11 protein-coding genes are annotated in these 12,173 nt (G+C 43.0%); all 11 read right to left on the bottom strand.

Going from position 1 to position 12,173, the window contains the following annotated elements:
• Window positions 1-140 precede the first annotated feature (140 nt).
• The 11 genes from bufB to odhB all read right to left on the bottom strand — a co-directional run bounded on the left by bufB (window position 141) and on the right by odhB (window position 12,168).
• Window positions 141-1,019 carry an MNIO family bufferin maturase gene (gene bufB / locus OQE68_RS01515; protein ID WP_180568496.1) on the bottom strand — a complete coding sequence of 293 codons (879 nt, stop codon included), beginning with the start codon at window positions 1,017-1,019 and terminating at the stop codon, window positions 141-143.
• A gap of 21 nt (window positions 1,020-1,040) precedes the next feature.
• Complete coding sequence (locus OQE68_RS01520) at window positions 1,041-1,292, bottom strand: BufA1 family periplasmic bufferin-type metallophore (protein ID WP_180568495.1); 252 nt, start codon at window positions 1,290-1,292, stop codon at window positions 1,041-1,043.
• 462 nt (window positions 1,293-1,754) lie between these two features.
• Complete coding sequence (gene htpG / locus OQE68_RS01525) at window positions 1,755-3,674, bottom strand: molecular chaperone HtpG (RefSeq protein ID WP_180568494.1); 1,920 nt, start codon at window positions 3,672-3,674, stop codon at window positions 1,755-1,757.
• Between the two features lie 136 nt (window positions 3,675-3,810).
• Complete coding sequence (locus OQE68_RS01530; protein WP_180568493.1) at window positions 3,811-4,527, bottom strand: hypothetical protein; 717 nt, start codon at window positions 4,525-4,527, stop codon at window positions 3,811-3,813.
• Between the two features lie 112 nt (window positions 4,528-4,639).
• Complete coding sequence (locus OQE68_RS01535; RefSeq protein ID WP_180568492.1) at window positions 4,640-5,332, bottom strand: DUF599 domain-containing protein; 693 nt, start codon at window positions 5,330-5,332, stop codon at window positions 4,640-4,642.
• Window positions 5,333-5,572: 240 nt separating this feature from the next.
• Window positions 5,573-6,694: an alanine dehydrogenase gene (gene ald, locus OQE68_RS01540; RefSeq protein ID WP_180568491.1), complete on the bottom strand. Its 1,122-nt coding sequence runs from the start codon at window positions 6,692-6,694 to the stop codon at window positions 5,573-5,575.
• Between the two features lie 455 nt (window positions 6,695-7,149).
• Window positions 7,150-8,025: a succinate--CoA ligase subunit alpha gene (gene sucD, locus OQE68_RS01545; RefSeq protein ID WP_180568490.1), complete on the bottom strand. Its 876-nt coding sequence runs from the start codon at window positions 8,023-8,025 to the stop codon at window positions 7,150-7,152.
• Between the two features lie 2 nt (window positions 8,026-8,027).
• Window positions 8,028-9,194 (bottom strand): ADP-forming succinate--CoA ligase subunit beta, encoded by a 1,167-nt coding sequence (sucC, locus tag OQE68_RS01550; RefSeq protein WP_180568489.1) that lies wholly within the window; start codon window positions 9,192-9,194, stop codon window positions 8,028-8,030.
• The gene (locus tag OQE68_RS01555) at window positions 9,191-9,322 is read right to left on the bottom strand and encodes a hypothetical protein (RefSeq protein WP_255490858.1); all 132 of its coding nucleotides are present in this window, start codon (window positions 9,320-9,322) and stop codon (window positions 9,191-9,193) included. Before OQE68_RS01555 ends, sucC begins: the two co-directional genes overlap by 4 nt.
• Before the next feature lie 75 nt (window positions 9,323-9,397).
• Window positions 9,398-10,840, bottom strand: coding sequence for a dihydrolipoyl dehydrogenase (lpdA, locus tag OQE68_RS01560; protein WP_180568488.1), 1,443 nt, complete (start codon window positions 10,838-10,840; stop codon window positions 9,398-9,400).
• Window positions 10,841-10,947: 107 nt separating this feature from the next.
• A complete protein-coding gene (gene odhB, locus OQE68_RS01565) occupies window positions 10,948-12,168 on the bottom strand; it encodes a 2-oxoglutarate dehydrogenase complex dihydrolipoyllysine-residue succinyltransferase (RefSeq protein WP_180568487.1) in 1,221 nt (406 codons plus the stop codon).
• Window positions 12,169-12,173 lie beyond the last annotated feature (5 nt).

Genomic DNA, 12,173 nt, shown 5'->3' on the forward strand with positions numbered 1-12,173 from the left:
GAGCAATTGCCGAGGAGCATTTAACTGCCTTCGCCCCAATCATTTATCAAACCATAAACTCATGGGACTCATCGCTCGATGACCCAGCTAACGCTCTTTAATACAGTTAGCGCTGCTATCGCAAACCTTGCAGTAGCAGGTTAGCCCCCTAAAGACCATTCGCTTTGGTTTAATAAATAGCTATTTGCTTTTTCAGCTTCAGCTAATAACACAGGTAATTCCGGTAATTGGGTATCCCACTCTATCAGTGTAGGTATATTTCCCAACAACTTCAGCGTCTTTTGATATAACTGCCACACTTCATCAATGACTTTATCACCATGATGATCTAGCAATAACGTTTCATCACCTGCTTGAATTTGTTGATGACCTGCCAAATGAATTTCTTCGACCAGTTGTTTAGGAATATTTTCAATATACTCCCAAGCCGAGAATTTATGATTAAACGCATTAATATAAATATTATTGACATCCAATAAAATGCCACAACCACTGCGTTTTGCTACTTCAGCTAAAAATACCCATTCTGGCATTTCATTATGTGGGTAGTTTAAATAGCAAGAGACATTTTCAATTAATATTTTCCTGCCTAAATAGTTTTGCACACAATCAATACGTTCAACCACATGTTTTATTGCTGCTTCTGTTTGCGGCAATGGTAGCAAGTCCTGCAAATAAACATTATTTTCTGATACCCAGCATAAATGCTCAGATACCAAGCCTGGCTGAAATACATCAATTATTGTCTTCAATTGTTGAAGGTGGTTTTTATTTAAAGGATCAGTAGATCCTATAGATAGCCCTACACCATGAAGGCTAAGTGCATAGTTTTCTCTCACCTTCACTAAAAAATCAAACGGTGGTGTATTCATTTCAAAATAATTTTCTGAGTGCACCTCAACCCAATCAATTCCAGGTTTACTATCAGCAAATGCTTGATGATGAGGCTGCCTCAACCCTATGCCAGCCGTTGCCGGGATATCCCGGCAACGGCTGGATATTTGTTTCTCAGTTTGCATCTTGAGAATCAACCTGCACGATTAGCTTTTAGGCTTACCAATAGTTCCACCTAGTTTTTCACACTCTGTTTTAGCCATGTATTTCCACTCATTTGGATCATTATCAACTTTAGCTTGACCTGCACAGGAATGGCCATTAGCAGCACAGTCATTCTTACCAGCTTCAATCACGCCATAACATTTCACTTTATCGCCAGCAAGGGCAATATTTGAAGCAGCAGATAGAGCAACTAAAGTTCCTAAAGCGACAGACAAGGCTGCTGTTTTTTTCATGATAAACTCCTAAATTTCATATTTGCGTAAAGGGATGGTAATTCTCACATTCGTATTAGTCACACATGTGTCTAATCTCTACAATATTAGATCACTATTACCATCTCGTACTTTAAGACCTCCCCCTTTTGGATTTACTTTCAAATAAATTTAAAAGTGTTACTGGAATCACAAAGCAACCGTTAATAACTAAAAAGAATAATTACCCCACATGTCACCAGATTTAATCACACCAGACATTAGATTAACCTAATATTATTTTTTAATTATGACTCAGATTTCTTTATTGTTTTGAAAAGCAATGATCCAAAAATGACTTTTAAGAATATTTGAGGTGAATTTGAGAAATAGAAGCAAGCAAAAGATTAACGTATTATTTTTTTATTTATCATAAAAAAGCCACCCGATGTTTTAGGTGGCTTTTCATTTTAGCGTTAAATTATTTTTAACACTAAAAACAATTTAGTTCGATAATTCCAACAACAGTTTATTTAACTTGTGTACATACTGAGCGGGATCATCTAAGTGACCGCCTGCTGCTAAATTCGCTTGATCGAACAGTACTTCAGTTAAGTCGTTAAAGCGATCCACATCCGCTTCATTATGTAACTTTTCAACCAGTGGGTGGTCAGGGTTGATTTCAAAGGTAGGCTTGATTTCAGGTACTGCTTGGCCAGCCGCTTCTAATACTCGACGCATTTGAGCGCCCATATCATACTGACCAACAACCAAACAAGCAGGTGAGTCGGTTAAGCGATGGGATATTCTCACCTCAGCGACTTTATCACCCAAAGCTTCTTTTACCTTTTCAACTAGGTCAGCTTTTTCCTTAGCCACTTCTTCATGGACTTTTTTCTCTTCTTCGGTATCCAGTTTGCCTAAATCAAGCTCACCTTTAGCCACATCGACTAACTGCTTGCCATCAAACTCACCTAGTTGCTGCATTAACCACTCATCGATACGGTCGTGCAGTATCAGGACTTCCAAGCCTTTTTTACGGAAGACTTCTAAATGAGGGCTATTGCTGGCTGCATTGAACGATTCACCCGTAATGAAGTATATCTTGTCCTGCCCTTCTTTCATCCGGCTTACGTAGTCTTCTAGTGACTGATCTTGCTCGGCTTTATTGGTGTGAGTAGTACTAAAACGCAGCAGCTTGGCAATTTTTTCACGATTAGTGAAATCTTCTGCAGGGCCTTCTTTTAAGACCTGGCCAAAGGCTTTCCAGAAAGTGGCATATTTTTCTGCATCTTTTTTCGCCAGTTTTTCCAGCATATCCAGAACCCGCTTGGTCAAGGCACTGCGGATAGAATCAATTTTGCTGTCTTTTTGCAGAATTTCACGGGATACGTTCAATGGCAAATCATTAGTATCCAATACACCTTTAACAAACCGCAAATACAATGGTAAGAACTGCTCCGCTTCATCCATGATATAGACCCGCTGCACATAAAGCTTCAGGCCATGTTGCACTTCCCGGTTCCACATATCAAATGGCGGGTTGGTAGGAATATATAAAAGGCTAGTGTAGTCTAACTTACCTTCAACCTTATTATGACTCCAGGCTAATGGCTCACCAAAGTCATGGCTGATGTGCTTATAAAACTCTTTGTACTCTTCATCAGAAATTTCTGTACGAGGGCGAGTCCACATTGCCTTAGCAGTATTGATAACTTCATCTTTTGGCTCTTCTTTAGCCTTTTCTTGATCTTTTTCTTCATCGCCTGTTGGTGCTGCTGCTTCTTCTTTCATCACCACAGGGATAGCAATATGGTCAGAGTATTTACGAATCACACTGCGTAACCGATAGCCATCAGCAAAGTCTGTTTCTTCCGGCTTTAAATGCAAGGTTACTTCGGTACCACGAGCCGCTTTTTCCACTTCTTCAATAGTGAACTCACCCTCTCCTTCAGATTCCCAGCACACTGCTGCTTGGTCGCCTGCACGACGAGTGGTCAATGTCACTTTATCCGCCACAATAAAGGCCGAGTAAAAACCAACTCCAAACTGACCAATTAACTGAGCATCTTTTTGCTGATCTCCCGTTAATGACTTAAGAAAATGAGCGGTACCTGACTTAGCAATCGTCCCCAGGTTTTCAATCACCTCTTCACGGGTCATACCAATACCATTATCACTGATAGTAACAGTCTTAGCTTCTTTGTCGTAGCTCACCCGCACTTTCAGGTCAGAGTCACCTTCATACAAATCGGCATTAGATAACGCCTCAAAGCGCAATTTATCAGCCGCATCGGAAGCATTAGAAATCAGCTCACGAAGAAAAATTTCCTTATTGGAGTAAAGCGAATGGATCATCAAGTGAAGCAGTTGCTTTACTTCAGTTTGAAAACCTAACGTTTCTTTTTTAGTTTCCACTGTCATGCTGACTATTACCTATTTTTACAATACAAAAGATAATTACTAACAGGACTAAACCAGCTGTTAGTAAATGACTTAGTTAATGGCTAAATGGGGATAGTTATGGATTTTTCAATAACTAAAAAAGAAAAGAGATTTACTAGCGATATTCAGCATAGCCAAATAGCTGACTGGTATCATCAAGTTGCAGGTCAAACGCCAATTGACGATTATAAAGGCGTATCAGTTTAAACCGCTTAATACCTACCTGCTCTTCCCAAGCGGCATCATCCCTAGTATTGCTGTACCAGCTTACTGCAAAAGGTGCATCGACCAAACTCAGCTCCCCCTGATGATGAAGCAAATGCCAATGTTTTTCAGGTAAATGAATACTAAGAGACATTTCAGGCAGATCGTTATCTTTCCCCAGCTGGTTAAACACCAGCTGTTCATTTGTGTAAATAACCTGGCTGGGGTTAAACGGCTCTCCTGCTAATAAACCTGTTAATGGTTCCTCTGTAGGCTTTTTTTCAAACTGAGCAAGTAAAGCCAGGTATTGCTCTTTGACAGGCAATTGCCTCAATTGAACCACCACCTGAAATACAGTTGCATAAGTGCGTTCAGACCAATGCTGCCAAGTGTCTGGCTGTTCGTGTTTGATGACTGTTAACCCACAGCAGCAGCTAACCACCCCAATAAACTGGGTTAACCAGGCAAACCGAGCCTGCTCCCAGTGACGAAGCCCAAGCCAAACAGCTACAGGCGGCACAATACACAAAACACCCAAGATTGAGTACCGCTGATAGGCAAGCCAAAAAAAGTAGCCTCCCCCACTAACAAACAAAGCAAGCCCTAAAGCCAGCAACGTAAACGCCATACTTTACCAGTCAATTTCAAAAAAGAGGCAAAGGTTAGTGAGGAGCCAGGTAATTAGCAAACACTTACCGACAAGCTGTTGCGTTTTTACTGACTAGAGTGCAATACAGCGGTTACTTTTCAGTATAAAGCATTGTTTTTAATACGGATGACTGGAACTCTCGTTGATAGAGCACTAATACGACAATGGTGGTTGCAACCATATACAACCAGGGTGTTATAAACCAAGCCAGGGTGGCCAAACCAAAGTAGAAAGAGCGAAGTCCATAGTTAAACTGATTGCCCGCCATAGATAATACTCTGGCTGAACGAATCGCAAAGCTGTCTCGCTCCGGCTCCGACACATCATTTTCATCTTGCCGTGGGGCACTGCCAATCAATACTGAGCTGAAATTGTACTGCCGTAAGCTCCAGGTAAAGGAGAAAAATGCGTAGACAAAAATAATGATCATAATCAGAATTTTGTATTCCCATAATTGCAGGGAAGTAGAAGACACCAGCGGCATGTTACTTAAAAAACCAATCGCCTCATCGGTTGCAGCTAACGTAGTGACTAAGCCAGCAACAATCAAAATCGCCGTGGAGGCAAAAAAAGACACATTGCGCTCTAAATTAGCAATAATACTGGTATCAGCTATTAGGTTTTCTCTAGTCAGCACCCGCCTCATCCAATCTTCGCGGTAAAGATGCAATACTGAGGCTAAACAAGGGGTCACCTTGCCATAATGCCAGGCAAACCAACTGTAGCCAGTCCAACTACAGAAAAACCAACCGACTGCCAACACATCTAACCACTGCCCAACCATGCCATACCTCAGTACTACTACAAAAAACCAGTGCTGCGCTCGATAACAGCCTTCAGTTTCTATAACTACCTAATAACAACTTATGGGTAAATAAGCAGATATCACGACGACCAACAAAGTAACCGTTAACTGTTGCAGTCTAATTACAAGTAACTACCGGCAAAATAAAAGGCAAAAAAAAGCCGCAACAAATGTTGCGGCAAGTCGGGGTAACAAACAACCGGAAATCGAAGAGTCTATTTATAAAGCATTCAACATTTCAGAAGCAGGTACATAATCTAACCCTTGTGCCACTGAAACACTTTCACAAGTCACTTTTCCACGACACACATTCAAACCATTCAATAGATGAGGGTTTTCAGCCATCGCACGCTTCGCACCTTTGTTAGCCAACTCAATCACAAAAGGCAGAGTGGCATTATTCAACGCCATTGTAGAAGTGCGAGCCACAGCACCAGGCATATTAGCAACACAGTAATGCACCACATCATCCACAATATAAATTGGATCAGCATGGGTCGTTGGCTTAGAGGTTTCTACACAGCCACCTTGGTCAATCGCCACATCAACAATCGCTGCGCCAGGCTTCATAGCCTTAATGTGCTCACGGGTAATCAACTTAGGTGCCGCAGCGCCAGGAATCAAAATACCACCAATCACCAGATCAGCACTAAGAACATGATCAGTAATCGCCTGCTCAGTGGAGTAAACAGTTTTAATTCGATTGCCATATACCAGGTCTAATTGACGTAATACATCAACTGACTTATCCAGTACCACAACATCGGCACCCAGGCCAACCGCCATGGCGGTAGCATTCTTACCAACAACACCACCACCCAATACCACAACCTTGGCAGGCTCAACACCAGGAACACCACCTAATAAAACACCACGACCACCGCAGTATTTTTCCAAACAGTGAGCACCCGCTTGAATAGACATTCGGCCAGCCACTTCAGACATTGGGGCTAATAGCGGTAAACGACCAGCAGGATCAGTCACCGTTTCATAAGCAATACAAGTCGCCCCAGAAGCAATTAAGTCTTCTGTTTGAGGTACGTCAGGAGCCAAGTGCAGATAAGTAAATAACGTGTGCTTTTCAGTTAGACGCTTTCTTTCGACTGCTTGGGGCTCTTTCACCTTCACAATCATTTCTGCTTTTTCAAATACAGCTTCTGCTGTATCCAGGATAGTAGCGCCTACTGCTTGATAATCAGCATCAGAAAAACCAACGCCATCACCAGCTGTGGTTTCAATAAACACTTGGTGGTTATGGTTAACTAATTCTTTAACCGCTGCTGGTGTCAGGCCAACTCGATATTCGTGATTTTTAATCTCTTTAGGTACACCAATTAACATAGCAACAGACCCCCTATCGTTATAATGGTTACTACTTCGTTATACCCTTTTAGGTATAAATTATTTGCATACTGCTACAAAGCGGATGCGGGGCATCCATTGGCTTGCAGCGATTTTATTGAGAAAATTTATATACCTATACCCGAGCGAAGGGTGTACAGGACTATTTGCTCAGTATAGCGACAGATTTACAGAATTTTACTTCAAATTTTAGTTTTAATTAGTTTATTTATCTAAAATTAACGCCATTAAAAGAATTAACATCTATTAATTTCAACCACAAAAAAAGCAGCCTAAAAAGACTGCTTTTTTTGTGAACTTGACTTTTTAATACGCAAAACGAAGGTGCTTTAGGGTAGGCTGTCAAACAACGAAGCCCTAGGAGCCTATGATATATAGGTGACTAGGGTGAGTTGTGCAGACAACACCCCCTAAAGTGCATTCGTGAAGCGTATTTATTTCCAGCCGGTTAGTTCTGCTAACGCATTCCCAATCTCAGCCAAGCTGCGAACCGTTTTAACGCCAGCATCTTCTAATGCAGCAAACTTCTCGTCAGCGGTACCTTTACCACCAGAAATGATCGCACCGGCGTGGCCCATCCGCTTTCCTGGAGGTGCAGTTACACCTGCAATATAAGAAACCACTGGCTTAGTGACATTGGCTTTAATGTAAGCCGCCGCTTCTTCTTCAGCGGTACCACCGATTTCACCAATCATGACGATGGCTTCAGTTTGTGGGTCTTTTTCGAACATTGCTAAAATGTCGATAAAGTTGCTACCTGGGATTGGATCACCACCAATACCAACACAGGTAGATTGACCGAAGCCATGATCAGTAGTTTGCTTAACCGCTTCATAAGTCAAGGTACCAGAACGAGAAACGATACCCACTTTACCTGGCTTGTGAATATGACCAGGCATAATACCGATCTTACATTCACCGGGAGTGATTACGCCTGGGCAGTTAGGACCGATTAAACGTGCACCTAACTCGTCGCACTTCACTTTGGCATCCAGCATATCTAACGTTGGAATACCTTCAGTGATACAAACGATCAATTTGATCCCAGCGTTAGCCGCTTCCAAAATAGAGTCTTTACAGAAAGGCGCGGGAACATAAATAACAGAAGCTTCTGCTCCCGTTTGCTCAACCGCTTCTTTAACGGTATTGAAAACAGGCAAGCCTAAGTGAGTCTGACCACCTTTACCTGGCGTCACACCACCGACCATGTTAGTGCCGTATTCAATGGCTTGTTCTGAGTGGAAAGTTCCTTGAGAACCGGTAAAACCTTGGCAAATAACTTTAGTGTCTTTATTAATTAAGATACTCATTATTATTTACCCTCCGCGGCTTTAACAACTTGCTGGGCAGCATCGGTCAAGCTGGTAGCAGCAATAATATCCAGGCCACTCTCAGCCAGGCGCTTAGCACCCAAATCTGCATTGTTACCTTCAAGACGTACGACAACTGGCACATTGACACCAACATCTTTAACGGCGCCAATAATACCGTCAGCAATCAGGTCACAACGAACAATACCGCCGAAAATATTCACTAAAACCGCTTTTACATTGTCGTCAGACAAGATAATTTTGAATGCTTCAGCAACCCGCTCTTCAGTTGCACCGCCACCCACGTCTAGGAAGTTAGCTGGGGCACCACCGTGCAGCTTAACGATGTCCATGGTACCCATCGCCAGACCAGCACCATTCACCATACAACCAATGTTGCCATCTAATGCAACATAGTTAAGCTCCCAAGACGCTGCATGGGCTTCACGGGCGTCTTCCTGTGAAGGGTCATGCATTTCTTTTAGCTTAGGCTGACGGTACATAGCGTTACCATCGATATTAATTTTGCCATCCAAGCAATGCAGGTTACCTTCAGAGGTAATAACCAGCGGGTTAATTTCAAGCAGCGCTAAATCGTAGTCTTGGAATAGCTTGGCTAAGCCTAAGAAGATTTTGGTGAACTGCTTAATTTGAGCTGGATTTAAGCCCAATTGGAAAGCAATTTCACGGGCTTGATAAGGCTGAGCACCCACTAATGGGTCAACAATTGCCTTCAGAATTTTTTCTGGGGTTTCTTCAGCAACTTTCTCAATCTCTACGCCACCTTCAGTGGAAGCCATGAAAACAATACGGCGAGTTGAGCGGTCAACCACTGCACCTAAATACAGCTCCTGATCAATATCAGTGCAAGACTCCACCAAAATTTTACTGACTGGCTGGCCTTTTTCGTCTGTTTGGTAAGTCACTAGGTTCTTACCTAACCAATTAGCTGCAAAGGCTTGTACTTCGTCTTTAGAGCTAACCAGCTTAACGCCGCCGGCTTTACCGCGTCCACCTGCGTGAACTTGCGCTTTAACCACCCACTTGTCACCACCGATTTTATCAGCGGCTTCAGCAGCTGCTTCGGGGGTATCTACCGCATAGCCTTTGGAGACAGGCAGGCCATACTCAGCAAATAATTGCTTCGCCTGATACTCATGAAGATTCATGCTTCTTCTACCGTTTGTTGTGCTGTAATTCGAGTTGCACTTAACTCAATCAACAGTACTCTATGCCATTTACATAATGTAAATGCTAAAGCCCTGTTAACCCCATAAAAAACTATAGCAATCGACATTTAGAGTAGCCTAAATTCGCATTGCTATAGCAAAAAGGCAGCTTGGCTTTCTTAAAACCGAGCTGCCAAACCTAATTACTTACGACGCTTTTTATTGGCGATGTGAATAGCATGACCGTCAACCGCTAATGCCGCTTCATGTAATGCTTCAGATAAGGTTGGATGTGAGAAAACTGTTAAGCCTAAATCTTCTGCACTAGAGCCGAATTCCATAGCGATAGCACCTTGCTGAACCAGTTCAGCTGCGCTTGGGCCAACTACGTGAACCCCTAAAATACGGTCAGTTTTTTCGTGTGCAATCACTTTAACAGAGCCTGCCGTGTCGTTGGCAGCCATTGCCCGACCACTGGCAGCAAATGGGAAGGTACCCACTTTATAGGGCTCGCCAGAGGCTTTGACTTCTTCTTCGGTTTTACCGACCCAAGCCACTTCTGGATGAGTATAAATAACCGAAGGAATTAAATCGTAGTTCATTTGAGCGGCTTGGCCAGCAATTAACTCAGCCACCATAATGCCCTCTTCTGAGCCTTTATGGGCTAACATTGGACCACGAACAACGTCACCTACTGCATAAATGCCAGGCACTTCTGTACGACACTGGTCGTCAACAAAAATAAAGCCGCGTTCGTCCATCTTAACGCCAGAATCATCCGCTAATAGGTTTTCTGTGTAAGGACGACGGCCGACTGCAACAATCACTTTATCGAAAAGTTCTTCGCACTCTTCACCTTTCTCATTGGTATATTTTACAGCCACTTCGTTACCGCGAACTTCAGAGCCTGTGACCCGGCAGTTTAAGCGAATGTCTAACTTTTGCTTTTTGAAAATCTTGGCTGCTTCTTTGGCTATTTGCTGGTCAGCTGCAGCCAAGAAAGTATCCATTGCTTCAAGTACAATCACTTCAGCACCTAGCCGACCCCAAACACTACCTAACTCTAAACCGATAACACCAGCACCAATTACACCTAAACGCTTTGGTACTTCTTGGAATTCTAAAGCACCTGTTGAGTCAACAATTAAGCCTTCTGTTAATGGTGTTGGTGGAATTTCAATTGGGCTAGAGCCAGTCGCTATAATAATATTTTCAGCATTCAATAGCTCAGCACTGCCATCACGCTTAGTCACTTCTACTTGCTTGCCTGCTAATACTTTGCCAGCGCCTTCATAGGCAGTGACGCCATTAGCTTTAAATAAACCGGCTACACCACCCGTTAGATTTTTAACAATCTGGTCTTTACGTTTAATCATGGCAGGGACATCAATATCAACGTTATCTACGCTAATGCCATGCACTTTAAAATGATCTTTTGCTTCTTCGTATTTATGGGAGCTATCTAATAAGGCTTTTGATGGAATACAACCTACATTAAGACAAGTGCCGCCTAAAGCCACTTTACCGTCTTTTCCAATCCACTTTTCAATACAAGCCGTTTTTAAACCCAACTGCGCAGCACGAATAGCTGCAACATAACCGGCAGGGCCTGCACCAATTACCACAACATCAAATTTTTGAGCCATGTTTAATGTCCTAAATCAATTTTGCGCTTGGCAAATAAGCCTGGAGGTTGCTGCTTTTACCTAGGTTAAAGGCAGCAACCTCATTATTCTGAGAATAAATTAGGTGCTTAGATTTCCAATAAAATACGAGCAGGATCTTCTAGCATTTCCTTGATAGCCACTAAGAAAGTCACTGCTTCTTTGCCATCAAGTAAACGATGGTCATAAGACAGTGCTAAGTACATCATTGGTAGTATTTCTACTTTGCCATTCACTGCCATTGGCCGCTCTTGAATTTTGTGCATACCTAAAATAGCGGTTTGTGGTGGGTTCAAAATAGGGGTAGAGATAAGTGAACCAAATACACCACCATTAGAAATAGTGAAGGTACCGCCAGTCATTTCATCAATCGATAACTTGCCATCCCGCGCTTTTAAGCCATATTCACGAATTTTCGCTTCAACTTCAGCCAACCCCATATTTTCAGCATTACGTAAGACAGGTACGACCAAACCACGATCAGAAGAAACCGCAACACCGACATCTTGATAGCCATGATAAACAATATCATTACCGTCAATAGAAGCATTTACGGCTGGATAACGCTTCAGCGCTTCCACTGCAGCCTTAACGAAAAATGACATAAAGCCTAAGCGAGTACCATTATGAGACTTTTCAAACACGTCTTTGTATTTGTTGCGCAGTTCCATAACGGGCTTCATGTTAACTTCGTTAAACGTTGTTAACATCGCTGCAGTTTGTTGGGCTTGTACTAAACGTTCTGCTACACGAGCACGTAAACGGCTCATGGGTACGCGTTTTTCTTCACGAGGACCACCACTGGCAACCGGTGCTTGTGCAGTGGCTGGTTGAGAAGCAGTGGTTGGTGCTGACTGTCCTGCTTGCTTAGCATGCGCTAATGCATCTTCTTTAGTGACTCGGCCACCTTTACCCGTGCCTTTAATTACACTGTGGTCAAGACCATGTTCATCAGCAATTCGACGAGCGGCTGGGCTTAAAATGGCTTCACCTGTTGCTGCCTGACTAGCGGCTGGCGCAGCAGCTTCTGCAGCCGGAGCAGTTCCTGCGGTTGGTGCCGCAGATGCCGCAGCACCTTCTTCAAATACGCCAATAATCGCTTCGCTTTCAACCACATCGCCTTCAGCAGCGACAATCTCTTTTAACACACCATCAGCAGGGGCAACGACTTCTAAAACCACTTTATCAGTTTCAATATCTACTAATAATTCGTCGCGGCTGCAGGCTTCTCCCACTTTTTTGTGCCAAGTGGCGACGGTGCCGTCAGCAACTGATTCCGGAAAAGTAGGTGCTTTTATTTCAGTGGCCATGTTGT

Source organism: Spartinivicinus marinus (genome assembly GCF_026309355.1).
Classification (GTDB): domain Bacteria; phylum Pseudomonadota; class Gammaproteobacteria; order Pseudomonadales; family Zooshikellaceae; genus Spartinivicinus; species Spartinivicinus marinus.

What these genes read in the sequence shown, in the direction of transcription:
- bufB (WP_180568496.1), bottom strand. Translation starts at nt 1,019, where the DNA reads ATGCAAACTGAGAAACAAATATCCAGCCGTTGCCGGGATATCCCGGCA.
- OQE68_RS01520 (WP_180568495.1), bottom strand. Translation starts at nt 1,292, where the DNA reads ATGAAAAAAACAGCAGCCTTGTCTGTCGCTTTAGGAACTTTAGTTGCT.
- htpG (WP_180568494.1), bottom strand. Translation starts at nt 3,674, where the DNA reads ATGACAGTGGAAACTAAAAAAGAAACGTTAGGTTTTCAAACTGAAGTA.
- OQE68_RS01530 (WP_180568493.1), bottom strand. Translation starts at nt 4,527, where the DNA reads ATGGCGTTTACGTTGCTGGCTTTAGGGCTTGCTTTGTTTGTTAGTGGG.
- OQE68_RS01535 (WP_180568492.1), bottom strand. Translation starts at nt 5,332, where the DNA reads ATGGTTGGGCAGTGGTTAGATGTGTTGGCAGTCGGTTGGTTTTTCTGT.
- ald (WP_180568491.1), bottom strand. Translation starts at nt 6,694, where the DNA reads ATGTTAATTGGTGTACCTAAAGAGATTAAAAATCACGAATATCGAGTT.
- sucD (WP_180568490.1), bottom strand. Translation starts at nt 8,025, where the DNA reads ATGAGTATCTTAATTAATAAAGACACTAAAGTTATTTGCCAAGGTTTT.
- sucC (WP_180568489.1), bottom strand. Translation starts at nt 9,194, where the DNA reads ATGAATCTTCATGAGTATCAGGCGAAGCAATTATTTGCTGAGTATGGC.
- OQE68_RS01555 (WP_255490858.1), bottom strand. Translation starts at nt 9,322, where the DNA reads ATGTCGATTGCTATAGTTTTTTATGGGGTTAACAGGGCTTTAGCATTT.
- lpdA (WP_180568488.1), bottom strand. Translation starts at nt 10,840, where the DNA reads ATGGCTCAAAAATTTGATGTTGTGGTAATTGGTGCAGGCCCTGCCGGT.
- odhB (WP_180568487.1), bottom strand. Translation starts at nt 12,168, where the DNA reads ATGGCCACTGAAATAAAAGCACCTACTTTTCCGGAATCAGTTGCTGAC.